Origin of the sequence: Parasutterella excrementihominis YIT 11859, assembly GCF_000205025.1 — a bacterium.
Taxonomy (GTDB): domain Bacteria; phylum Pseudomonadota; class Gammaproteobacteria; order Burkholderiales; family Burkholderiaceae_F; genus Parasutterella; species Parasutterella excrementihominis.
Genome location: NZ_GL883690.1, coordinates 17677 through 40008 on the forward strand (window position 1 = coordinate 17677; position 22332 = coordinate 40008).

At 46.4% G+C, this 22332-nt stretch carries 23 protein-coding genes; 9 read left to right on the plus strand and 14 right to left on the minus strand.

The annotated features are described in order from the left end of the window. Window positions 1–6: 6 nt before the first annotated feature. Window positions 7–1461, plus strand: coding sequence for a DUF3482 domain-containing protein (locus HMPREF9439_RS03465; RefSeq protein ID WP_008811956.1), 1455 nt, complete (start codon window positions 7–9; stop codon window positions 1459–1461). 423 nt (window positions 1462–1884) lie between these two features. Then, window positions 1885–3534 carry an NAD-dependent malic enzyme gene (gene maeA / locus HMPREF9439_RS03470; protein WP_008863725.1) on the plus strand — a complete coding sequence of 550 codons (1650 nt, stop codon included), beginning with the start codon at window positions 1885–1887 and terminating at the stop codon, window positions 3532–3534. A gap of 96 nt (window positions 3535–3630) precedes the next feature. On the opposite strand, the gene HMPREF9439_RS03475 is transcribed toward maeA, so the two are convergent. Further along, on the minus strand, window positions 3631–4302 hold the full coding sequence (locus HMPREF9439_RS03475) for a trimeric intracellular cation channel family protein (protein WP_008863726.1): 672 nt from the start codon (window positions 4300–4302) through the stop codon (window positions 3631–3633). Window positions 4303–4528: 226 nt separating this feature from the next. After that, on the minus strand, window positions 4529–4849 hold the full coding sequence (locus HMPREF9439_RS03480; protein WP_008811959.1) for a hypothetical protein: 321 nt from the start codon (window positions 4847–4849) through the stop codon (window positions 4529–4531). Between the two features lie 339 nt (window positions 4850–5188). Between HMPREF9439_RS03480 and HMPREF9439_RS03485 the strand changes: the two genes are divergently transcribed. Together HMPREF9439_RS03485 and HMPREF9439_RS03490 are read left to right on the plus strand one after the other, a co-directional pair. Then, window positions 5189–6379 (plus strand): M20 metallopeptidase family protein, encoded by a 1191-nt coding sequence (locus HMPREF9439_RS03485; protein WP_008863727.1) that lies wholly within the window; start codon window positions 5189–5191, stop codon window positions 6377–6379. 79 nt (window positions 6380–6458) lie between these two features. Then, complete coding sequence (locus tag HMPREF9439_RS03490) at window positions 6459–7388, plus strand: universal stress protein (RefSeq protein WP_008811961.1); 930 nt, start codon at window positions 6459–6461, stop codon at window positions 7386–7388. 37 nt (window positions 7389–7425) lie between these two features. Here HMPREF9439_RS03490 and fdhD read toward each other — a convergent pair whose 3' ends face one another. The 5 genes from fdhD to HMPREF9439_RS03515 all read right to left on the minus strand — a co-directional run bounded on the left by fdhD (window position 7426) and on the right by HMPREF9439_RS03515 (window position 10466). Then, on the minus strand, window positions 7426–8247 hold the full coding sequence (gene fdhD / locus HMPREF9439_RS03495) for a formate dehydrogenase accessory sulfurtransferase FdhD (RefSeq protein ID WP_008863728.1): 822 nt from the start codon (window positions 8245–8247) through the stop codon (window positions 7426–7428). An 11-nt stretch (window positions 8248–8258) separates the two neighbouring features. Further along, the gene (locus HMPREF9439_RS03500; protein WP_008863729.1) at window positions 8259–8867 is read right to left on the minus strand and encodes a LexA family protein; all 609 of its coding nucleotides are present in this window, start codon (window positions 8865–8867) and stop codon (window positions 8259–8261) included. Between the two features lie 79 nt (window positions 8868–8946). Then, the gene (locus HMPREF9439_RS03505) at window positions 8947–9537 is read right to left on the minus strand and encodes an exonuclease domain-containing protein (protein WP_008811964.1); all 591 of its coding nucleotides are present in this window, start codon (window positions 9535–9537) and stop codon (window positions 8947–8949) included. A gap of 20 nt (window positions 9538–9557) precedes the next feature. Further along, the gene (locus tag HMPREF9439_RS03510) at window positions 9558–9953 is read right to left on the minus strand and encodes a MerR family transcriptional regulator (RefSeq protein ID WP_039896330.1); all 396 of its coding nucleotides are present in this window, start codon (window positions 9951–9953) and stop codon (window positions 9558–9560) included. 165 nt (window positions 9954–10118) lie between these two features. Beyond that, a complete protein-coding gene (locus HMPREF9439_RS03515) occupies window positions 10119–10466 on the minus strand; it encodes a hypothetical protein (RefSeq protein WP_141555164.1) in 348 nt (115 codons plus the stop codon). Between HMPREF9439_RS03515 and HMPREF9439_RS03520 the strand changes: the two genes are divergently transcribed. Both HMPREF9439_RS03520 and HMPREF9439_RS03530 read left to right on the plus strand, forming a co-directional pair. Continuing rightward, window positions 10425–12734: a heavy metal translocating P-type ATPase gene (locus tag HMPREF9439_RS03520; RefSeq protein ID WP_087941991.1), complete on the plus strand. Its 2310-nt coding sequence runs from the start codon at window positions 10425–10427 to the stop codon at window positions 12732–12734. The genes HMPREF9439_RS03515 and HMPREF9439_RS03520 overlap by 42 nt on opposite strands. Before the next feature lie 519 nt (window positions 12735–13253). Next, entirely contained in the window at window positions 13254–13580 is a 327-nt protein-coding gene (locus tag HMPREF9439_RS03530; protein WP_008811968.1) for an FMN-binding protein, read from the plus strand. 63 nt (window positions 13581–13643) lie between these two features. Here the strand turns inward: HMPREF9439_RS03530 and HMPREF9439_RS03535 are convergent, their stop codons facing one another. Beyond that, window positions 13644–14111: a hypothetical protein gene (locus tag HMPREF9439_RS03535; RefSeq protein WP_118631322.1), complete on the minus strand. Its 468-nt coding sequence runs from the start codon at window positions 14109–14111 to the stop codon at window positions 13644–13646. A gap of 260 nt (window positions 14112–14371) precedes the next feature. On the opposite strand from HMPREF9439_RS03535, the gene HMPREF9439_RS03540 reads away from it, so the two are divergent. Beyond that, window positions 14372–15349 (plus strand): tRNA dihydrouridine synthase, encoded by a 978-nt coding sequence (locus HMPREF9439_RS03540; protein WP_008863735.1) that lies wholly within the window; start codon window positions 14372–14374, stop codon window positions 15347–15349. 17 nt (window positions 15350–15366) lie between these two features. Here HMPREF9439_RS03540 and pstA read toward each other — a convergent pair whose 3' ends face one another. The 3 genes from pstA to HMPREF9439_RS03555 form a co-directional block, all read right to left on the minus strand. Further along, window positions 15367–16239 carry a phosphate ABC transporter permease PstA gene (gene pstA, locus HMPREF9439_RS03545; RefSeq protein WP_008811971.1) on the minus strand — a complete coding sequence of 291 codons (873 nt, stop codon included), beginning with the start codon at window positions 16237–16239 and terminating at the stop codon, window positions 15367–15369. A gap of 13 nt (window positions 16240–16252) precedes the next feature. Further along, the gene (gene pstC / locus HMPREF9439_RS03550; RefSeq protein WP_008811972.1) at window positions 16253–17134 is read right to left on the minus strand and encodes a phosphate ABC transporter permease subunit PstC; all 882 of its coding nucleotides are present in this window, start codon (window positions 17132–17134) and stop codon (window positions 16253–16255) included. Between the two features lie 127 nt (window positions 17135–17261). Further along, a complete protein-coding gene (locus tag HMPREF9439_RS03555; RefSeq protein WP_008811973.1) occupies window positions 17262–18083 on the minus strand; it encodes a PstS family phosphate ABC transporter substrate-binding protein in 822 nt (273 codons plus the stop codon). Between the two features lie 241 nt (window positions 18084–18324). Between HMPREF9439_RS03555 and pstB the strand changes: the two genes are divergently transcribed. Further along, window positions 18325–19095 carry a phosphate ABC transporter ATP-binding protein PstB gene (pstB, locus tag HMPREF9439_RS03560; RefSeq protein WP_008811974.1) on the plus strand — a complete coding sequence of 257 codons (771 nt, stop codon included), beginning with the start codon at window positions 18325–18327 and terminating at the stop codon, window positions 19093–19095. Window positions 19096–19150: 55 nt separating this feature from the next. Here the strand turns inward: pstB and HMPREF9439_RS03565 are convergent, their stop codons facing one another. Continuing rightward, entirely contained in the window at window positions 19151–19489 is a 339-nt protein-coding gene (locus HMPREF9439_RS03565) for a thioredoxin family protein (protein WP_008863737.1), read from the minus strand. 17 nt (window positions 19490–19506) lie between these two features. Beyond that, window positions 19507–20739: a sodium/glutamate symporter gene (locus HMPREF9439_RS03570; RefSeq protein ID WP_008863738.1), complete on the minus strand. Its 1233-nt coding sequence runs from the start codon at window positions 20737–20739 to the stop codon at window positions 19507–19509. Window positions 20740–20850: 111 nt separating this feature from the next. Here HMPREF9439_RS03570 and HMPREF9439_RS03575 point away from each other — a divergent pair, with 111 nt between their 5' ends. After that, window positions 20851–21771, plus strand: a complete 921-nt coding sequence (locus HMPREF9439_RS03575) for a DUF2156 domain-containing protein (RefSeq protein WP_008811977.1) — start codon at window positions 20851–20853, stop codon at window positions 21769–21771. Window positions 21772–21793: 22 nt separating this feature from the next. Here HMPREF9439_RS03575 and HMPREF9439_RS03580 read toward each other — a convergent pair whose 3' ends face one another. Continuing rightward, the gene (locus HMPREF9439_RS03580) at window positions 21794–22324 is read right to left on the minus strand and encodes a hypothetical protein (protein WP_008863740.1); all 531 of its coding nucleotides are present in this window, start codon (window positions 22322–22324) and stop codon (window positions 21794–21796) included. Window positions 22325–22332: the final 8 nt, after the last annotated feature.

Consider the following 22332-nt stretch of genomic DNA (forward strand, 5'->3'; position numbering starts at 1 on the left):
TAAAAAATGAATAAAGATCCTCAAAAAATTAATCTTTCTTTAGTCAGCCACACCAATGTCGGAAAGACCACTCTAGCCCGTACTTTATTGGGCAGAGATATCGGAGAAGTCGGTGACCGTTCTCACGTCACCATCGAACCGGAAGATTATGTTTTATTAAGAGCTCCGGACGATTCCGAACTTATTCTTTGGGATACACCAGGTTTCGGCGACAGCGTTCGTTTGGCCGAACGCCTTAAAGCCCGCAGCAATCCGATTGGCTGGTTCACAAGTGAAATCTGGGATCGATTGACGGACAAATCTCTCTGGCTGAACCAACAAGCTATTAAACATGTCCGCGATAAATCTCTGGTGATCCTATATTTAGTGAACGCCAGTGAATCTCCGGAAGCCGTACCCTACGTTAAGGCCGAAATGGATATTCTGGCCTGGGTGAATAAACCGGTGATCGTTCTGCTGAACCAAATGGGCGAAGCTCGTCCGCCGGAAGAAGAAAAAGCAGAAGTCGAACTTTGGGGAGATTATTTAAAGCCCTATTCTTTCGTCAAAGCCGTCATGCCCATGGACGCCTTCGCTCGCTGCTGGGTCCAGGAATACGAGCTTTGGAAAGAAATTGAGTCCTGCTTGTCTGACGCCGACAAGCCGACGTTCGCTTCTTTGCATGCGACGTGGATTCGTCAGAAACAGGCGCTTTATGCTTCTTCCTTGGAAGCTATGGCCGCTTACATGGTTAAAGTCGCCAACGACAAGGAAGTTTTAGCGAGCCAGTCTTTGATTGACCGACTTCGTTCGATCGGCCGTTCGTTAGGCTTTATCAAGAAAGACCTTCACGGAGCGATGGAAGATGCTCAAGTCGCCTTGTCCACCCGGGCTGCGGATTGGCTCTGCACACTGACTCAGCGCCTCATTAATATTAATGGTCTGGAAGGCAGCGGAACTAAGGCAGAAATCTTGCGTCGTATGCGCAGTGATTGGGAAACTCAGGCAACGATCGATCCGAAAGCTGCCTCTCTTCTCGGCGCGGTTGCTGGCGGAGCGGTCAGCGGTATCGCCGCCGATATTGCCACCGGCGGTGCGACTCTGGGACTCGGTGCTTTAGGCGGTGCAATTGTCGGAGCTTTGGGCGGTGCAGGAGCAGCTGCCGCTTATAACGTTCAAAAAGGCCACAAAGAAAACATCATCACTTGGTCTCCTGCCTCGATGGAAGGATTCCTTCTGGATACCGTTCTTCTTTATTTGGCCGTTGCGCACTTCGGCCGAGGCAGAGGTCAATGGGAAGACAGCGAATCTCCGGCTTTCTGGAAGAAACTAGCCGAAGATATCATTAAGGCCCAGAACATTGATTTCAAGGCGTTGAAAGAAAAAGCGGCGGACGCCGATCAGCTCAGAGGCGAATACACGAAGATTTTGGATAAAACTTTGAGAGAAATCTTCAAGAGCCTTTACGGCGTCACGATCTAAACTTTTTCTTCGGTTCTGCGCTTTAGGCGCAGAACCGAATTTCAAGCGGTTGGTTTTCAGCGGAATACGAAATGTTGTGTTTCGCGGAAGACGACTATGAACCTTAGAACGTATAGAGGCTCGGGTCCGCGTGATAAAATTCTTTGGTGTCTCTAAGGACCGAGCCCGGTAGAAATAAGTACGTTAAGAGGCGTGTTTTAAACAGTGACCTAGAGAACGCGAGAAAAAAGAAATGTTTCTTTTATCTCGTCCGAGTGTTTTTGGAAGCTCGGTATTCGATAACTCTGCATGTAAGGCAATCTTGTCGAATGTTGGAAAGGAAGTCTGACTTCTTTTTTTGAAACTTCGTGCAAGCACGAAGGTGTTCATGGATAATGCGGTTATTCACAAGCGCACAATGAAGTGCAGAATAAAGGATGACAAATGACGGATATTAAAGACACAACATTGAGGGGTGTTAACCTTTTGAGAAATCCCTGGTTCAATAAAAGCAGTGCTTTCACAGAGAAAGAACGCGATGAGCTGGGTTTAAGAGGTCTTCTCCCTCCGAGAGTGTCTACTTTCGACGAACAAGTAACTCGCCTTAAAGGCATCATCGACACGTACGAAAAACCTATCAACAAGTACATCGTTCTTGAAGGAGCACATAACTCCGACGAATGTCTGTACTTTGAACTGCTGGTTCGTTATATCGACCAGTTCCTTCCGATTGTTTACACACCGACGGTCGGACAGGCCTGTCTGCAGTACAGCCACATTTTCCGTTATGCCCGCGGTCTTTATGTTTCCAGTGAAGACAAAGGCCGTGTTCGTCAGTTGGTCGCCAACGTTCCGCACAAAGATGTCGACATCATTGTCGTCACGGACGGTCAGCGCATTCTCGGTTTAGGCGACTTGGGCGTCAACGGTATGGGTATTCCTGTCGGCAAGCTCGCTCTTTACACTGCCTGTGCAGGTGTTAACCCCCAGAAGACACTACCGGTCTGTATCGACGTCGGCACCAATAACGAAGAACTTCTGAACGACCCGCTTTACATGGGTCTTCGCCAAAAACGTATTACCGGACCGGAATACGATGCACTGATTGCTGAATTTGTGGATGCCGTCAGAGAACGCTGGCCCAATGTTGTGATCCAGTTCGAAGATTTCCACAACAGCCATGCTTATGACCTGCTCGATCAGTACAAAGACAAAGTCCCCTGCTTCAATGACGACATTCAAGGAACGGCTTCGGTTGTTGTGACCGGTATGTTCTCTGCTATGCGTGCCCTCAAGCAGCAGCTTAAGGATCAGAAAGTCTTGTTCTTGGGCGCAGGTTCTGCTGCAACCGGTATTGCTCACTTGATTGCCGACGCAATGGTTGAAGAAGGTTTGACCAGAGAAGAAGCACTTGCCCGCATCAAACTCTTTGACTCTAAAGGACTGGTTACCAAGAAACGTACTGCTCCGCTGACTCCGGCCAAGATGCCGTTTGCTGCCGAAGACGCTCCGGCTGAAACTTTCCTCGAAGCTATCCGCGAAATCAAGCCGACTGCCATCATCGGTGTTTCCGCCCAAGGCGGCGCATTCACAAAAGAATGCTTGGAAGAAATGGCTAAGATCAACGAACGTCCTATCATTTTTGCCCTTTCCAACCCCACTTCCAAGGCAGAATGCACAGCCGAAGAAGCTTACACCTACACTGACGGACGCTGCCTCTTCGCCTGCGGTTCTCCGTTCAAACCTGTTGAATACAAAGGAAAAACTTTTGTTCCTCGTCAGGGCAACAATCACTATGTCTTCCCTGGAATCGGTCTCGGCGCTATTTTCTCCCGTGCCAAACTGATCCCGAACGAAGTCTTCCTCGTTGCAGCTAAAGTTCTGGCCGACATGGTCAAACCTGAAGATCTGGAACGCGGCAGCCTGTACCCTGCACTTTCCGAAGTTCGTGAAATTTCTGCAGAAATCGGCGCTGCGGTTGCTGGTTACATTTTCGACAAGAATCTTGCCGAAATCGAGAAACCTGCCGATTTGAAGAAAGCCGTTAAGGATGCAATGTGGGATCCGAAACACGCTCACTTCATCCAGGAATAATCTTCCTTCCTGATTAACAAAAATCCTCCGATGTCAAAAACACCGGGGGATTTTTTTGAGTTCGAAAAAATGGCCTGCTGATGCAGGCCGGAAAGATTATTTATCTTGAGCGGTTTTTTCTTGGTCTTCTTTGAGGAAGTAAGAAATCTTCCACTTAAACGACACGCAAGCCATACGGAGAGCGGTAATGAAAATGAAACCGGCCCAAAGTGCAGCGTCGACCGGAACTTTGAGTTCCAGCAGCATGATGTAGAACCAGCATCCGATAAAACCAACAACCGCATAAGGCTGGCGGTCGGCAACCACTGCCGGCATCTGATTTAAGAAGCAGTCTCTCATCAAACCGCCGAACACACCGGTGATACATCCGATGATGACGGAAGACAGCCAGGGCACCCCGGCTGCGAGGGAAAGCGAAGTTCCGGAGATACAGAAAATTCCGAGACCGATGCCATCCGCAAAGATGTACCAGTCATGAGCATGTTTGGTTTTCTGGAAAAATTTATAAATGAACGGCGCTGCCATACAGATGATGAAAGTAGCAACAACGTAAGCTTCGTGATCGATCCAGTAAAACGGACGTCGGTCAATCAAAATGTCACGGAGCATACCTCCTCCGAACGCCGTCGAAAAAGCGACGATAAAAACACCGACCGGGTCAATTCTTCTCTTGATGCCTTCGAACACTCCGGAAAGTGCGAAAGCGACAATACCCACAAAGTCAAAAACAGGAATGAGTGCGTTGAGCGCTCTGACGTCCATTTCCATGATTGGGAATCTTCTTAAAAAATATTTTGCGACATTAGATTAAAAAAATGAACTCTGCACTCAGGAAAAACCATTAAAAATCAATAAGTGACAAGCAAATGTTACAGTCAAATTATTAGCTTGCTTAATAACATAAAATTGGCCTATAAATTGAAATCATTCGTGTGATTATAGGATTTGAAGGTAAAAAAATAAGGCCCCGAAGGGCCTCAATTTTGCTGAAATTTTAGTCGTTGTTTTGAATCCGGCCTTGATATCTGCCGCTGTTGTCGTAGTAGCGGCCGTCGGAACTTTGTCTTCCCTGATAGCGTCCGCTGTTGTCATAAAAACGTCCGTCTTCAGAAACTCGGCCTTGATATCTTCCGCTTTTATCGTACATTCTTCCGGAATCATCCATTCTGCCCATGTATCTGCCGCTTTCGTCGTAATATCTTTCAGCGGCGATGGCATATGTGCCGAGAACAAAAAGGGAAAACAGTGAAACAATGAAAAGAAGAATCCATCTTTTCATCGCTTCTTGTCGATACAAATATGCTTTAGTATCCATTCCTCTCCTCCAAAAAGAGGGTAAAGCCCCTCGAATATTTTGTTTTTTGGGATGTTTAATTATTTACTTTTTACCGGCCGATTGAATTCGACCTATTTGCATAATAATAAAAATTAACTCTCAAGTGATGAGTACAGATAACTACATGTAAGAAAAGTAACAGTTTGTTCTCTAAATAGAAACCCTGTACCCCGTTGGAGATGGAAAGATTTCGCAAAAGAACTCACTAAAAAATAACGAAAAATTTAGTTTGTCAGCAAAACTTCTTGTACTTCTCTTGGGAGACAAGGACTATTCCCGATTAAAATAGTTACAAATCAAAACTAAGGAGAAGTTTTCATGCCCATCATCATCAAACCCTCTCAACTGGAAGAAAGTGCCAAACTCGGCGCTCAGTTCCGCCACTGCATTCATGAAGAACCGGAAATCGGTCTTTATCTTCCTAAAACACAGGAAAAAATCGTTAATGCTTTAAAGTCTTTCGGAATTAAAGAAATTTCGACTTTTGTCGGAGGCGCAAACGTTACAGGTGTGGTCGCCGTCATCGAAGGCAGCCGTCCCGGAAAAACGATCGGACTTCGTGCAGATTCTGATGCACTTCCTTTGGAAGAAAAAACCGGCGTCGAATGGAGCAGTAAAGTTCCGATGGCGATGCACGCCTGCGGACATGACGGTCATGTCGGCACCCTGCTCGCAGCGGTTCACTATATTAATCAGCACAGAGATTTCGCAGGAAGATTAGTTGCTATCTTCCAACCGGGAGAAGAAGGTTTCGCCGGCGGACGTTACATGATTGAAGACGGTTTAGTTCAGAAATTCGGAATCGATGAATTTTATGCACTTCATGCCGAACCGATGCTTCCCGTTGGATGCGTCGGATTTATTCCAGGTTTTGCAACGGCCAATGCAGACATTTTCAAAATTACATTTACGGGCGTCGGCGGTCACGGATCCCGTCCTCATTTGACAAGAGATCCTTTGGTTGCTGCATGCGAATGCGTTCTTTCTCTTCAGACTATTGTTTCTCGAAGTGTCGATCCGAATCAGACCGCAGTTGTTTCGGCCGGATGCATCAGCTGCGGAAATGAAAAAGGATCCAGTGTTGTTCAAAAGACTGCAACGATTGTCGGGACGACCCGTTCTTTTGAAAAAGAAGTTCAAGACATCATCATTCAAAGAATGCAGCAGATCGTTGACGGCACTGCGCTTTCCAATGACATGAAAGGAAAGCTGGAATACACCAAACTTTATCCCGCTATGTTCAACTCTCCCGAACATGTTGAAAAAGCAAAAGCTCTTCTCGAAGAAGCGCTCGGCCTCGATAAAGTCAAACTGATGATTCGTCGTGCGGGCGGTGAAGATTTTTCCTTCATGCTCCAAGCCAAACCGGGATGTTTGTTCAGACTCGGTGTTCAGGATGAAACGCATAATGCTTCCGTTCACAATCCCGAGTTTGATTTCAACGATAAAGCAATTGCGACCGGAGCGGCCTGCCTTCTGACCATTGCCTTGAATCGCGCGGCTTCTTAAGTTCAAAAGTGACCGTCATAAGACGGTCACAAAACAAAACTAAAATCGAAATTAACTAAATAACCCATGGAGGGATGTTATGAAGGTTCTTTTACCGATCGACGGTAGTATTTATAGTGACAGAGCGGTTGAATATATTTGCGAACACTCTTCGCTCAGAGCGAAAACAGATACCGTCTATCTGTTGAACGTTCAGAAAAAACTTCCCTCCGAATTCGCTTCCAAGATTCCAAATTCAGAAGAGATTCTGGATGAAGCCGCAAAGAAAATTTTGAAACCTGCAAAGAAGGCGTTGGAAGCCGCGGGTTATAAAGTCAAAATGAAAGTCGCCTACGGAAAGGCGACAAACCGAATTGTTGAGTATGCTCAAGAAATTCCTGCGACCTTAATTGTCATGGGTTCTCACGGCCACACACCGGTGAAAGGAATTTTGTTGGGGTCAAAAACTTCTTCCGTTTTGGCGAGCACCTCGATTCCGCTTCTGGTCGTCCGTCACAAGTTCTATCAGAAACCCGGTCGTACCGAAGTCGGCGTCTGCTTGGACGGTTCGGAATACTCTCCGGCAGTTTTAACTTTTATTAAACGCCGCCTTCCGTTGTTTGCCAAAGACGCCCGCTTTCATTTAATTAACGTGGCGTCTCCTCAGAACGGACTATTAATTCCGGAAGTCAGTGCGTTCGGTGCCCCTGCTCTTTCTTCCGAAGAATTTGAAAAAGAACAAAGAGAACCTTTCTTCAAAATTGCAAAACCTTTTGAAAACTATATGCAGGAAAAGGGCCATGAAGTAGTTGAAGCCCTGCTTACCGGAGATCCGGCTGCACAAATTTCTATGTATGCTCAGGAACATAACCTAAGCTTAATGGTGATGGGTACACATGGCGGAAGTTCTTTAAGAATCATGATGTTAGGATCCGTGACGATGTCGGTAGCCTCGCAGACCAAGCTGCCGATGCTGCTGGTGCATCACGATGATCCGACGCTTCTTCGAGATCTGTCCAAAGCAGAATAATTAATTGAAAAAGCCGCGCGATGCGCGGCTTAAATTTTTAGAGATTCAGCAGTCTTTCCGGAGCGTTGTAGATATTTGCTCGATTGTCTCGGCAGAATGCGCACAACGTCAGATCGCATTTTTTTGCTAAACGGAGTGCTCGATTCGTCGGTGCGGAAATCGCAAAAAGAATTTCGATTCCGGTCACTGCCGCTTTTTGCACCATTTCGTAGGAAGCCCGGGAACTCAGAAAAACCACTGTCGGTCCCCATTTTTTCATCGCTCTCATTCCGATAAGTTTGTCCAGAGCAACGTGACGACCCACATCTTCGGTTCCGCCTAAAAACTCACCGTCCGGAGTGAAAGCCAGCATCGCATGAGTGCTTCCGGTAACCTGCCCGACTTTTTGTACTTGCTCGAAGTACTTCATTGCAGGTTGGTAGAAGTTCATGTCAAACTGATAGGTGTGTTCCAGTGGTTCAGGTTTTAACTCAACATCCTTCAGACTTTCTACTCCGCAGATTCCGCAGCCTGTGCGGCCGACCATGGAACGTCTGTGCTCTTTGAGTTTGAAGAAGCAGCGCGGAGAAATTTCCATTTCGACAACTAAACCGTTGCCGCACCCTTCTTTGACCTGGATGTCATAAATATGGGAAATGTCGGGAATAATTCTCTCTGACAAGGAAAAGCCGACGGCAAATTCTTCCAGCAGTTCGGGAGAAGCCATCATGACGACATGAGAGATGCCGTTATAAGTAATGGAAATCGGAACTTCGTCGGCGATCGCATCATCGACGGTTTCGCCTGAAGGCCAGCGATAAACTTTTTGCCTCGTATAAGTCGGAGGCAAAACAACGGGCAGATCTTCTTCTGTTGCCATAACTTCAAAAATCAGACGGCAGCCGCTTCCTTAATGGCAAGAGCGTCGACTGCGCCTTGAATATTTTTAACCACATAAACGATGACACCGAGCAGCCGCCAATTGCTGTCAGGGCTAACGAATAGATTCGGTTCACCCTGTGGAACTTCGGAAGCGGGTAAAAACTTTCTGATGGAATAACCGTCAGCAGTATGCACCACAACCATGGAACCGTTTTGCGGATCCGCAGAACGGTCCACGATCAAAAGATCGCCGAAGTCGATGCCGGAATCCTTCATTGTATCGTCCTCGGCAATGCAGAAGACGGTTTCTTCAGGATTTCGGACCAAACATGCGGACAGCGGATCCTCTTCTGTGGAATTGAAATAAGAGCCGATGGATGTCAGAGAAGCAAGGGATTCTGGTTTTTCTGCAGGAAGCAGATCATCCTTGCTCTTGATAATTTGTTCTCTGACCCAGGAAGAACCTCCGAGCTTATGCAATTTTTCTATCAGAGCTGCCGTCAAAACGATCGTGGTAACTTTGGAAGTGCCTGCGTACGGACCGGGCTTCCTGCCCGAACCAGCCCGTTTGCCGCCCCAACCCTGTTTTTTTGTTACTGTGGTAGGAGATTCTTTCATAATGTAGTGTCCTGTTTTCAAATCAGGCAATCTACATATTAGACAATTATTCGAACAAATGCTAATTTATTTTGTAAAACTAGCTAGTTTTGGTTCGGTAGCTTACTAAATTTTGGTATACCTTTACCAATAAACGAGTGTCTATCATTGCTCCGTGCAGTCTTCTCTCCGAGCGATCGATAGCAAACCTGTCCAACAAGGCGTCCAAAGAATTCTTTTGTCCCGGGAATGTGCTTCTGGCAAGCTGCAGTGTGCAGTTCAGTCGGCAATCCACTTTTTCTAATGTCGGCAAACGATTACGTGCAAATTCGGCATTAAGCATTCCGGCATCAAACGACATGTTATGCGCCCAGAGTTCACTCCCTTCTAAAAAGAGAAGAAGGTCTCTTCCGATATCGGAAAAAATCGGTTTGTCATCCAAAAACTCATTGTTTAATCCATGAATGCGCGTGACAAACCATGGCACTTTTCTCTGAGGGTTAATAAATGCATGAAAGCTATCGATCTCATTGAAGTCATCATCGACTTCAATCGCGCAGACTTCGACAATTCGATCCGTAGCCTGACTCATACCGGTGGTTTCGGTATCGAGGAAGATTCTTCGTTTGCGGTTGGCTCTTCCGGTGTTTTCAAAATCCATGCGGAATTGGCCTTCTTTATATTGATCCATACGTATTTCTTTGGTTCTTATTATTTTGTGAGTTCTTCAATTAATCCGCAGCGGCCGTGATCATGGTCTTCGCCATGGCAGCGGCTATGGAGGCTGTTTAGCTGATCGCGAAGATGATTCAAATCCTCGATCTTTTGATCGATCGCTTTCAGATGTTCCTCCACGATGGTGTGTGCCCGAATGAGCTCGCCCTTCTCGCTGTTTTCAATCACATCTGCCAGCGTCTTAATCTCATTTAAAGAGAGATCCAAAGATCGGCAGTGTCGAATAAAGAGCAAACGGGAAAGATGGGCAGGGCCGTAAACACGATAATTCGACTCCGTTCTGGGAGGACAGGGAATGAGATCGTGGTTTTCGTAGAAACGAATGGATTCCACTGTACAGCCTGCTTTCTTTGCTAATTCACTTATCCGCATAAACACCTATAAAAAATCGCTTGACCTTGAAGTTACTTCAGGGTTTTTAATGTCGGTATATTAACAAAACGAGTATGAAAAATCATGTCGTTAACAAACACTGACAACAAAACGGCTTTCCCTTCAGATGGAAAAAAAAAGGCTGTTTCTCAAGCGAGTGAAAAGTCAACTCCTCATGAACATGAACACGGATGCTGCTATCATCATGAAGCTGACCACGCTGAAAAATCTTGCGGCTGTGGTCATCATCATGGCGCGGAACATTGCGGCTGCAAGCATGAGGATCACGATGAAGAACACCACTGCTGCTGCGCTCACGATCATGAAGAAAAGCATGAAATGTGCTGTCATGACCACGGTGAGGAAGGCCATGACCACTGCTGTGAACATGGTCACACTCATGAAGAAGGACATCATCATGACCATGATAGCTGCTGTTGCGGTCATGATCATGAACATGTCGAAAACAGCATGGACACCGATTGGGATGTTTCCGGCGTTGATCCTTCTCAATACCGTCTGCTCTTCTCTACCCTCGGTGCGATTGCAGGTGTTAAGGACGTCGGTTTAAATCCGGACGGCTTGAAGATTATTCATACACCGGAGGCTCTTCCGGCGATCAAGCAGGCTTTTGACGCGAATAATCTGAAACTTAAGATGCGCACCAACGAAGGCAAAGAGACGACTCAGATTCGAATCCAACAGATGGACTGCCCGACTGAGGAAGGTCTGATTCGCAAAAAACTTAACGGCATGAAAGGCGTGAGCGGCCTGCAGTTCAATTTAATGAATCGGGTTCTTACGGTTTCTTACCCGAAAGGAATGCTTCCGGAGATTGTTGCTGCAATCAAATCTCTCGATTACACCCCGGAAGTTCTTGAGGCCCATGAAAAGCCGAAACTCTCCGAATTCAAACCGACCAAGATTGCCTGGTGGAAATACATTCTCGGTATTGTGATTGCAGCGGGTTCCGAAGCCTGTGAGTACCTCAGCATGCCCGAATGGCTTTCCATTGCGCTTGCAGTCGCTGCCATTGCGTTAGTCGGCTTGGGCACTTACAAGAAAGGATTCATCGCGGTCCGAAACCTGAATTTCAACATGAATGCCTTGATGGCAGTTGCGGTTACCGGCGCTGTTTTGATCGGATCTTGGCCTGAAGCTGCAATGGTCATGGTTCTGTTTGAACTCTCGGAAGCGATTGAACAGCTTTCTTTGGACCGCGCTCGCGGCGCGATTCGCAGCCTTCTCTCTCTGGCCCCTCAAACAGCCCGAGTAGAGAGAGACGGAACGTTTGTTGAAGTTCCTGCCAAAGACATCAAAATCGGCGAGGTCGTACGTGTGGTTCCGGGAGAACGCCTGCCCGTGGACGGTGTCGTGCTTTCCGGTCAGACTTCGATTGACCAGTCTCTGATTACCGGCGAGTCCATGCCGGTTGAAAAGAAACCGGAAGACAAAGTCTTCGCAGGCACTATTAATAAGAACGGAACGATTACTTATCGTGCAGAGTCCGACATTGATAATTCGATGCCCGCTCGAATCATTTCCGCGATTGAATCGGCTCAAAGCTCCCGCGCTCCGACACAGCGTTTTGTGGACAGTTTCGCTAAGGTCTATACGCCGACAGTATTTCTTATTGCTGTTCTGACTGCGGTGATTCCTCCTCTGTTCGTGGGCGGAGATTGGCTGGACTGGCTTTATAAAGGCCTGACACTTCTGGTGATTGCCTGCCCTTGCGCTCTGGTGATTTCTACTCCGGTAACGATCGTCTCAGGTTTGGCAACCGCTGCTCGCCGCGGAATTTTGATTAAGGGCGGTGTCTATCTAGAAAAAGGCAGAAGCCTGCAGAGTATTGCCTTTGATAAAACCGGTACTTTGACGAAAGGCAAACCTGCTGTCATCACGTTCGAAAATGCCGGTGCCGGTCTGACCGATGAGGAAATCCTTGATCTCGCAACTGATTTGGCTGTTCGTAATGACCATCCGGTTAGTAAAGCCGTCTCCGATTATTCTGCTCAGCAGAAACCGACTGCACAAAAAGAAGTCCATGGCTTCTATGCTGCTCCCGGTCAGGGTGTTATCGGTGAAATCGACGGAACCGAATACTATCTCGGCAACATCAAGGGCCTTGATAAGTTTTATCTGAACGGTCCAGCCGTTCGCGCCAAAGTGTCTGAACTGGCGGATCACGGCTACACGCCTTTGATCTTTGCTTCTGCTAAGAAAGTTCTGGCTTATTTCGGCGTTGCCGACAGCATCAAGGAAAATGCGCCTGAAGTTATCGGTCAGCTGAAAGGTCTGGGCGTTAAGACCATTATGCTTACCGGCGATAATGAAAAGGCAGCCCGCCAGATCGCCGAGAAAGTCGGCGTGGATAGAGCGAAAGGCAATCTCCTTCCTGAAGATAAGCAGTCTTTAGTGGACAGCATTGCTAAGCGTGAAGTGATCGGTATGGTCGGGGACGGCATCAATGACGCTCCTGCTCTTGCTCGTGCCGACATCGGTTTTGCCATGGGCGCTGCCGGTACCGATACTGCGATTGAAACTGCTGACGTCGCCCTGATGGATGATGACCTCCGCAAGCTGCCTGAATTCATCAAACTCTCGAAGAAGACTTTCCGGCTGCTGGTTGAAAACATTGTGATTGCTCTTTCGATCAAGCTTATCTTCTTTGTTCTGACGCTTGCCGGCATCGGAACCATGTGGATGGCGGTATTTGCGGATACCGGTACCTGTCTCATTGTTGTGGCGAACGGATTAAGAATGCTTCGCTGGAGAGGCTAAGCCAACTAGCCAAAATCAATAACAACAGTCGTCTTTCTGAAATATTGCAGTATTACCTAGCAGAGGCCGGTCTCTGAACTAAAGTCGGCCTCTTTTTAGGTATCGGTTTTTTCTTCGTCTTCGTAATCATGTTCCTTTTCCGGCTCTGCGTCAGGAACAGGAGCACAGAGGGTAATGAAGACTTTACTCGTCTATGCCAAGAATTACGGCAAGTTTCCCAAGAATTTCATCCATAATATATTGTGGGGCTGTTTCTATGAATCTTGCGTTGCGTTCCACAGGAATTATACAGATAGGAAACAATATATTTTTCGAGAAAAAACTGCGCACCAAGCAGAAGCCGCTCCTTCAGCAGTGATTCAAGCAGTTAGTAAGCAAAGCGCTCTGAATGGGTTATTAGTCGTGATCCGTTGAAACACTTAAGTACATGGACCAAGAATTTGCGTCTAAAACGAAACAATTTTGTCTGCTTTTGCAAGATTATCCTGTTGTTTTCATTTACTTTCTCTAGGAGAATCTATGAGAATCGTTAAGCTCAGCGCGGCTATTCTTGCTGCGTTATTCCTCTCCGCCACAGCGGCCGCAGCTACCATTACTCAAGAAGGTTCCGGTATCGGTAAAGACGGTGAAATCAAAGTTGTTTTTGAAGACGGCAAAATTAAGAACGTCGATATTCTTAAACAACAGGAAAATCCGGTCTTGTCTCAGAAGGTCTTCACCGATCTGAAAGACGAAATCGTTAAGACTGACTCCACAGAGCTTGATGTCATTGCCGGTGCAATCTACTCTTCTCTCGGCCGTATTGCCAGTCAGCAGGCTGCACAAGTTGCTCAGGCTGCTAAGTAATAAAACTTGAGGCCGGCATTTCTGCCAGCCCCTGGTATTACAAGCGATCTTCGGGTCGCTTTTTTATTGGATCTCGCCGATTCTGGCCATTCTGATCTGGTTGCGAATCCAGGAAGAACCGCCCAAGACTTTAAGCTTTTCCTTATCTTCTTCTGTTAGCATGATCGTTGTGCGAATCAGAGGTTTGTCGTCTAAGCTCGGACGGCCTCTTTTAGCCAGAGCCCACTGAAGATCTAGGGTGCTTTCCAAGTCGCCCTTGTTCTCATTTTCTTTGTTGAGGAAAGAAGCAAGCTTGAGAATGTCCGGCTGCAGAGAAGCCAAGGCGTCCTTGAAGTTTTCTCTTTCTTTCGTTGTGAAAGATTCGCAGTCGATCGGATAAACCTCTTTTTCCGTCACTTTGGCAGAGCCGAAGCAGCCGGCTTTGCTGAAAAAGTAAGTGTAGTAAGCGCGGTCATCACCGATGAAGTCGCTGTCATTGCGGCGAAGTTCGACACGGACATCAACACTGTTCTTCTTTAATGTAATCGTCATGTTCTTTCTCCTGACAATCAATTGAATTTCAATATGCACATAATAATATTGTCCATATAAAAATAAAATAGATATGTTCTTAATAAATGAAACTAAATGTAAATTTAATCTAATTTTTTCTTTGATAAATGAAACATGGAAGTCCCGTGTCAGGACTATCAAGCGTTTAGAAAAACTTTCACACGCAATACACTTTGTTTTAGAAGGATTTTTTCTTCAGCTCCACTAAAATTACGCCTTCAAATGAGGTAAGAAGAGAAATGAATGGTCAGTTATTAGCAGCAGCTCCGATGGAAGGATTAACGACGGCAGTGTTCCGTCGTTTGCACCATCAGTATTTCGGCGGGACTGACCTTTATTACATTCCTTTCATCACGCCCACTGTCGAACCGAAGTTCACGGATCGACATCTGAAGGAACTTTCACCTGAAGTAAATGCCGGTATTCCGGTGGTTCCACAGCTTTTGAGCAACCGTTCCGCCGATTTCATCTGGGCCGCCAAAGCTCTTCAGGATTTGGGTTATAAGGAAGTCAATTTAAATCTCGGCTGCCCTTCCGGTACGGTCGTGGCCAAAGGAAAAGGTTCCGGCTTTTTAAGAGATCTCTACGCATTGGAACGTTTTCTGGATGAAATTTTCAGCGCCGGCATCGACATTCCTATTTCCATTAAGACAAGATTGGGATGGGCGAATACGGAAGAGTTCGGAGACATCCTCAACTTATATAAGAAGTATCCCCTTTCTCTTTTGATTGTCCATATGCGTTTGAAGACAGATCAATACAAAGGAGAGGTCAGAAAAGAGGCGCTCCTTGAGCATCTTGATGAGATTCCATTTCCGCTGGGTGTAAACGGCGACATGATTACGACGGCCGACATGATAGATTTCTCTAAGACTTTCCGTGATCCGAAGATGCTTATGGTCGGTCGTGCGCTGATGGCAGATCCCGCACTCTTCCGTAAATACAAAGGCGGCCCTGCAGCCAGCCTTGAAGAGATTAAAAATTTCACAACCGCCCTTTTCGATGCTTACACGGAAGCCTTCCAGAACCGCCGGAATGCAATGATGCGTATGAAAGAGTTTTGGTTCTTCCAGGCTAATCTTTTTGAAGAAAATCCGAAGGCTTTTAAAAACATCTTTAAAAGTAAAACCGAAGAAGACTTTCTTGCTGCCATTGAAGAAATTGAAGCGGGTCGTCCTTTGACGGACGCCCGCTTCGGTTGGAAAAAGCCATTGTAACCGACTCTAAGAACTTGTTACGCCGGTCGCTTCGAGGATTTTTGTCGGATATAGAAAGCCATCAGATTCAAAGCGAATACGGTCATGAGAAGAACCAAAGCCGTTGCACACTGAATCGGTACCGCTTTATCCGGATTCATGCCTGTCGTTGCTAACACGTAGATATGGTATGGCAGTGACATGACGGCGGCGAACGGAGAATTCGGCAAATTAGTCGTCGAGACGACGGCTGCTGTAAACATGATGGCGCTCGTTTCTCCGGCTGCTCTGGCCAATCCCAAGATGGCGCCGGTCAAAATTCCCGGAAGCGCAGCCGGAAGTACCGTCCGTAAAACGGTCTGGGTTTTGCTCGCTCCTAAGGCAAGGGAGGATTCTCTCCAGCTGTTCGGTATTTGAGAAAGTGTTTCACGAACGGTATTGATAACGATCGGAAGCGTAAGAACAGCCAACGTCAATATTCCGGCAATGGCGCTGACTCCTAAGCCGCAGACGGTGACAAAGAAGGCTAAGCCGAATAATCCGAAGACAATGGAAGGGACACCGGCAAGATTAGCAACGGCCAAAGTGATAAGTTTTTTAAGTGGACCTTCTTTTGCATATTCATTGAGCCAGACAGCGCAAGCGATTCCCAGGGGCAGCGCAACGGCCATGGCACCGATGGACAGAATCGCAGTGCCGATGATGCAAGGCAGGATGCCGCCCTCTTCCATCATTTTTTCAGGAAACGTTGACAGGAAAGAGGGAGAAAGTGTTCCGGCTCCGTGATAAGCAATGTAGCCGAGTGAAGAAAGAAATAATGCGACCATAATCCAGGCGCCGGACTTAATCATAAAAAGACCCGCATACTCTTTGTATGTTCTGCGGTTTCTTAGAGTTATTGATAGATTCATTGAAGTTCCCGAATTAACTAGAGGCTTTCAGTTTGTATTTTTGCGAAACCAAGAAGGCAGCCAGATTGCAGAGGAAGGTAAAGAAAAACAATACGATGCCAATGGCGAACAAGGCGTGGTAATGGCTGCTCCCGAAAGGAGATTCAGCCATCTCAGCAACGATGGAAGCCGGCATGGGCCTGACCGGATCAAAAAGGCTTTCCGGGATGAGTGCCGCACCGCCTGCAACCATAAGTACGACCATGGTCTCGCCGATGACGCGGCTTAAACCCAGCATCACTCCGGTTGCAATTCCGGAAAAAGCTGCCGGGATCGTGACAGTTGTTAGCGTTTCCCAATGTGTGGCGCCGAGTGCTAAAGAAGATTCTTTGAGACTTCTCGGAACAGAGCGAAGAGCGTCTTCAGAAATGGTGCAGATCGTCGGAACCGCCATGAGAGCCAGCAGGATGGCCGCGTTCAATATATTCAGTCCCGTAGGGGCTCCGAAGTAATCCTGAAGAAAAGGTGCAAGCACTGTCATCCCGACAAAGCCGATAACTACGGAAGGCATGGCTGCCAACAGCTCAATAAAAGGTTTAAAGATTGAACGCAGCCGTGACGAGGCAATTTCAGACAAGAAAATGGCGCAGAGGATTCCCAGAGGAATGGCCAACACGGCAGCAAGCAGCGTTACCGAAACCGATCCGATGATTAAAGGAAATATACCGAATGACGGAGGATCTTCCGTCGGATACCAGTCGTGACCGGTTAGAAAATGTTTGAGCGATATCGTATCGAGGACGGGCATGCCCTCTTTAAATAAGAACCAGACGATTCCGGCGAGGCCGGCAAGTGTTAGGAGAGCTAAGAAAAGAAGAGATTTTTCAAAAATGAAATCCTTGATGGTTCGCTTCACTAGAAGACTCCGAGATTTCAATCACTTATGCGGCTCCGGCTATTCAATGCCGGTCACAGCAAAAAGGATGGAAATGGTTGGAAAGCTTACTTCGATCTTCAAGCTTTCTGTCGGAATAGATAAGAAATTATTGTTTTGCGGGCGGAACGAAACCGGCTTCTTTGATGAGACCTCGGCCTTCTTCAGATAAACAGAAGTCGGTTACTTTTTTAACAGCGCCTTGGGGCTGTCGGTTCGTATAGAGATATAGATCTCGTGAGAGCGGCCATTTGCCTTCTTTAGCAGTCAAAGGCGTTGCTTTAATTCCGTTGATTTCTACAGCCTTGATGATCGGAGCTACGTAACCGAGGCCGACATATCCGATGGCATTTGGGTTCTTAGAGACGGTTTGAACAACCGTTCCGTTGGAATTCTGAAGAAGTGCCCTCGGACTGACGCGCTGATTCTTCATCACTAGCGATTCCCAAGATTCAAAGGTCCCAGAGGAAGAATCTCTGGAAACAAGAACAATCGGAGCATCGGGACCGCCTACCTCTTTCCAGTTTTTGATTTCGCCTTTATAAATTTTTCTGAGATCATCCAATGAAAGACCATTCAAAGTATTTTTAGGATTCACGATTGGTACGATCGCATCAACGGCGACTGGGATTTCGAAAGGTTTAACGCCCTTTTCTTCAGCTGCCTTAACCTCCTTGCCTTTGATTTTTCTCGAGCTCATGGCAATTTGTGTGAGTTTCTCGTTCAGGGCTTTAATGCCGCTGCCGGAACCGCCTCCGGAAAGTTCGATGACAACAGAAGGATCTTTTTGCATGAGATGCTCAGAGATTTTTTGCATGACCGGCAAAACGGTTGTTGAACCGGAAACCGTCACATTTTCTTTTGCCATGGAAGAAGCGGAAACAGTCATGGCAGATAAAGCAAGTAAGGAAATTAAATAATTTTTTCTCATAAATTCTCCTATGTTTTATTAACAAATTTTGCGTTCCAAGAAAGATTTTTTCCTCAAGGAACACGGCGAATACTAGAAGTAAAAAATGACAAGAAAATTACATTTCCGTGAAAGTTTTATGACAATAAATCAACGAGTAAGTTGTCATCAAATTGACATATTCCTGACATTCAACTGTCATAAAGGCCAAATACAATTTTCGCGAATTTGAAAATGAATCAGGAATGTTGAAAAAGTAAATATGCAAGTAAATAATGAATTTACGAAATTGATCGCTTCTAATTTGAATTTCTTTTACGGTTCAAAACAAGTATTAAAAAATATTTCTCTCTCTTTCAACAAAAAAGAAATCACGGCCTTAATCGGACCCTCAGGCTGCGGGAAAAGTACTTTTCTGAGAACATTGAATCGCATGAACGATTTAATTGAAGGTGCGCGTCTTGAAGGCTCCATCAAATTCGGAGATGAAGAAATCAACCATCAGCACTGTGATGTCGTTGAGTTAAGGCGCAGGATCGGCATGGTTTTCCAGAGGCCGACGCCTTTTGCCAAAAGTATTTTTGAAAATGTCGTCTATGGTCTGAAAGTATCTGGCGTTAGGAACAAATCGCTTTTAATGGATAAGGCTGAAGAAAGTCTTCGAAGAGCGGCTTTATGGGACGAAGTCAAGGATCGCCTCAAAGACTCTGCCCTTTCCCTTTCCGGCGGTCAGCAGCAACGATTGTGTATTGCAAGGGCTTTGGCAGTAGAGCCGGAAGTGCTGCTTATGGATGAACCTGCCAGCGCGTTGGATCCTATTGCGACAGAAAAACTCGAACAAGGCATGGAAGAACTCAAGAAGGATCTTTGCATCATCATCGTGACCCATAACATGCAGCAAGCGATGCGAATTTCGGACAACACCGCCTTCTTTTACATGGGCGAGTTAATTGAGCACGGTCCGACAAAACAAATCTTTTCTAACGCCACAAAAGTAAAAACGCGTCAATACGTTAGTGGAAGCTTCGGCTAGTGAAAATTAAGAAAAAACCGCGGACGTCAGCCGCGGTTGAGTCGTAATTTAGAAATTAGATTTCTTTCAAGGCCTTCTGGACAAACTCGTCGAAGGCTTCAACTTTTTTCGGTTCAACCAATGTATCCAGGATTTCGCCCTTGCGAATTAAAAGCAAGGTCGGGATATGGCGGACGCGGAACTTAGTGTTGAGCCCTGCTTCAGTATCGAAATCGCAATGAGCAAACTGAATTTTGTCATGGTACTTCTGTGCATATTCCATGAACATCGGTTCGATTCGTTTACAGTCAATGCACCAAGGAGCGCCGATTGCTAAGAGAACCGGCTTGTCGCATTTCACGACAGTATCTTCGTAATTTGCTTCTGTGACATGGAGAACGATTTCATCAGCCATTGCGTTACCTCTTCAATCTAGAAAATAGTGAGTAAAAATTTAATTAACAGCGTATTGGAGATCGCCAAGAGAATCAAGCCCACGACACAGACGACCAGGAAGCCGTCGGTGTTAGGGCCGTACTTTTCACAAAGGCTCTGCATGTTGCTGAGTCCGTTGGCGGCCATCCCCATAGAGAAAGCCAATCCTCCGACAGCAATGAGCATCCCTCGGAAGTCTTTCCCCAAAAGATTGAAATAGATAAAACGTGCAAATAAAAAATTAACGATGAGCTCGAGGAAAAATACAGCGATGATCGGTGCCGAAAGATCAAAAATTAAGTCCAACTGCAGCGCGCATGTCGAAACCAAAATGAAAAGAATCAAAAAAATCTTCGTCAAAGTCCTCAGCGCTAATCCGTCCACACTGAACCAGCCCGTCGTGTCTGCAAAATTTCTGGCAATCAGAGCGCAAACCATACAGACCGTATAGTCGGGAATTAAGACATCCGCTAAAAATTTCTGTTTGATGAGGTGGCTGAAAGCCATGCAGACAAAGCAGATGGCAATGATCTTGATGCACTCAACAGTATGCGTTTGATAAAAAGGTTTATTGCTTCGTTCGATAGATCGAATGAGTCGGGCATTGTCGAATTCACTGCGGCTAGGGTTCTTGAGTGAGTATTTCTTGATGAGGTACTCGCCCATCGGGGCACTAACCATCATGGAGCAAACCATTCCCAGTGTCGCTACACCCATTGCGGCTTGAGCGGCGCCTGAGAATTTATCCAGATGCTCAACTGCCGGGATGAAATTGGTGAGCGTCTCAGTTCCTCCCATCATGGAGAGGGTTCCCATAAGGAGTCCGAGGTGCTGATGCAGCCCTAAAGCCTGAGCTGCGGTCAGTCCGATGAGCGCCTGAAGTACACCGAGTACCATCGCCAGAGACCAAAACATGATTGAAATAACAAAACCTGTTTTGATGAGCTTCCAGCTTCCCATCAAAGCCATCATGGTTAGAAAGAACTGAAAAATCAGGGCATTGAGATCAGGATTTAAGACAATGACAGCAGTCTTGGAAATTTTTAGACATGCAAAAATAATCGCTGCCGGCAATCCGCCGATAAACGGAACGGGAATCGAGAGGTCCTGTAAAAGTTTGATTTCGGATTTGATCCATCGGCCGAGGAAATAGCAGAGGCATGCAATGCCGAGGATAAAAAAATTATCCAAATGAATGTGCAAGATGCCGTCCACTTGAGAGAAATCCATGGGCCCGCCTGTGTTTGAAAATGTCCCGTGCTCGTTACGGAACGAGAAACTATAATCGCCTCTGATCCGAATAGTATATTCTCCACTGAAATCATAAAATCGAACCACGACATGCCGATCGAACTAAAACCCGTCACGCTTAACGAATTACCGCTTCTACAAGAACAACTGCCGAAACTTCAGAACGGAGACTGCAATCTTTCTATCGCATCCGTCATCGGACGCGCTAAGGAATACAACATCAAATGGGGAATTTCTCAGGGCGAATTAGTATTGAACTGGGCCCCTTATCCGGATATTCCGCCGGCTTATGTCATTCCGCTTCGCAGCGAAAACGCTTTAGCTATCATCGAAGACATTGCTTCTGAATGTCAGTGCTGCAAAGAGCCGGTGATTTTATTCGGGCGCTTTACGTATATGACGGAAAGAATTTCCGAACTGATGCGATATCGCAACTTCATTACCGTGTCTTCAAATTCCTGGTGGGATTATGTCTATGAACGTGACAAGATCGAAAACCTGGAAGGCAGAGAACTTCACGGGAAACGCAATTTCAATAAGAGATTTTATAAGGCCTACCCGAACGCTCAATTTGTATCTTTCACGCCTGAGCTGATTGAAAAAGCAACGGTTTTTCTGAAGAACTGGTATGCCAACTACGGCGAAATGACGAAGAGTCTTGAAGCTGAAAGAGACGCAATCGAGCTTGCCTTTGATCATTTTGAAGAGTTCCGCTTGATTGGCGGCGCTTTAATGGACGGAGACAATATGTACGGCTTCACCTATGGCTCCGACGTCGGTGAAAACATTTTCTCCGTTCATATTGAAAAGGCTGATCGCACTGTTACCGGTGCCTACCCTGCTTTAGCCAGCGCTTTGTGCAAGACTTTGCCTGAACGCTTTACACAGATTAATCGCGAAGAAGACCTCGGTATTCCGGGTCTAAGAAAAGCAAAAGAAGACTGGGCCCCGTCTACGATGATCAGAAAGACACTGCTGAAGCTGCAGCGCGCCATTCCTGAGCCTATCTAATCGTCTCTAACAACGCTGTCGGTTAGGAATAGTTTTCCAATAGCGCGCCGACAGCGTTCCAATCTTTATTAAAAATCAAACTTAAAGGGACCGGAACGGTGGCTTCAGGGTCGTTGGGTTGGTATGACTTTGCGCCGATGGAAGAAAGTGCCTCATGAAGGAGGCCGACCTTCGTCTCAAGCTCCTTACCTCCCAAGGTTTCTCTTTCTTTCTCCAATTCATTGAAAATCAACTGATTGATTTCTGGTGTTTTTGCATCCTTCCTCAAAATGAATGCGGGAATGAGATTGTCGGTCCTCAGAAGATTTTCAAATCCGAAATGCTGAATAGATGAATGGAATCCTTCCATATCTCCGTTCCATTCAGAAAGAGAATCGAAGCCGCCTTTCAGATAACTCATTAAATGCTCGACGGGCTTAGAAATGTCACTTCGATCAGATAAAGAGAAATCGCGAGCCCAGACGACCTCCTCTTCAAAGTCAACTTTGTTGATGATACGAAGAAGAAGATAGTCATCGCCCTTCTTATCAAGAGAAAAATAATCCTGAATCATTTGAGCTC

Excerpts from the sequence above, each read along its gene's own strand:
- HMPREF9439_RS03465 (WP_008811956.1), top strand. The coding sequence starts at position 7 with ATGAATAAAGATCCTCAAAAAATTAATCTTTCTTTAGTCAGCCACACC.
- maeA (WP_008863725.1), top strand. The coding sequence starts at position 1,885 with ATGACGGATATTAAAGACACAACATTGAGGGGTGTTAACCTTTTGAGA.
- HMPREF9439_RS03475 (WP_008863726.1), bottom strand. The coding sequence starts at position 4,302 with ATGGAAATGGACGTCAGAGCGCTCAACGCACTCATTCCTGTTTTTGAC.
- HMPREF9439_RS03480 (WP_008811959.1), bottom strand. The coding sequence starts at position 4,849 with ATGGATACTAAAGCATATTTGTATCGACAAGAAGCGATGAAAAGATGG.
- HMPREF9439_RS03485 (WP_008863727.1), top strand. The coding sequence starts at position 5,189 with ATGCCCATCATCATCAAACCCTCTCAACTGGAAGAAAGTGCCAAACTC.
- HMPREF9439_RS03490 (WP_008811961.1), top strand. The coding sequence starts at position 6,459 with ATGAAGGTTCTTTTACCGATCGACGGTAGTATTTATAGTGACAGAGCG.
- fdhD (WP_008863728.1), bottom strand. The coding sequence starts at position 8,247 with ATGGCAACAGAAGAAGATCTGCCCGTTGTTTTGCCTCCGACTTATACG.
- HMPREF9439_RS03500 (WP_008863729.1), bottom strand. The coding sequence starts at position 8,867 with ATGAAAGAATCTCCTACCACAGTAACAAAAAAACAGGGTTGGGGCGGC.
- HMPREF9439_RS03505 (WP_008811964.1), bottom strand. The coding sequence starts at position 9,537 with ATGGATCAATATAAAGAAGGCCAATTCCGCATGGATTTTGAAAACACC.
- HMPREF9439_RS03510 (WP_039896330.1), bottom strand. The coding sequence starts at position 9,953 with ATGCGGATAAGTGAATTAGCAAAGAAAGCAGGCTGTACAGTGGAATCC.
- HMPREF9439_RS03520 (WP_087941991.1), top strand. The coding sequence starts at position 10,425 with ATGGACACCGATTGGGATGTTTCCGGCGTTGATCCTTCTCAATACCGT.
- HMPREF9439_RS03530 (WP_008811968.1), top strand. The coding sequence starts at position 13,254 with ATGAGAATCGTTAAGCTCAGCGCGGCTATTCTTGCTGCGTTATTCCTC.
- HMPREF9439_RS03535 (WP_118631322.1), bottom strand. The coding sequence starts at position 14,111 with ATGACGATTACATTAAAGAAGAACAGTGTTGATGTCCGTGTCGAACTT.
- HMPREF9439_RS03540 (WP_008863735.1), top strand. The coding sequence starts at position 14,372 with ATGAATGGTCAGTTATTAGCAGCAGCTCCGATGGAAGGATTAACGACG.
- pstA (WP_008811971.1), bottom strand. The coding sequence starts at position 16,239 with ATGAATCTATCAATAACTCTAAGAAACCGCAGAACATACAAAGAGTAT.
- HMPREF9439_RS03555 (WP_008811973.1), bottom strand. The coding sequence starts at position 18,083 with ATGAGAAAAAATTATTTAATTTCCTTACTTGCTTTATCTGCCATGACT.
- pstB (WP_008811974.1), top strand. The coding sequence starts at position 18,325 with ATGCAAGTAAATAATGAATTTACGAAATTGATCGCTTCTAATTTGAAT.
- HMPREF9439_RS03565 (WP_008863737.1), bottom strand. The coding sequence starts at position 19,489 with ATGGCTGATGAAATCGTTCTCCATGTCACAGAAGCAAATTACGAAGAT.
- HMPREF9439_RS03570 (WP_008863738.1), bottom strand. The coding sequence starts at position 20,739 with ATGGATTTCTCTCAAGTGGACGGCATCTTGCACATTCATTTGGATAAT.
- HMPREF9439_RS03575 (WP_008811977.1), top strand. The coding sequence starts at position 20,851 with ATGCCGATCGAACTAAAACCCGTCACGCTTAACGAATTACCGCTTCTA.
- HMPREF9439_RS03580 (WP_008863740.1), bottom strand. The coding sequence starts at position 22,324 with ATGATTCAGGATTATTTTTCTCTTGATAAGAAGGGCGATGACTATCTT.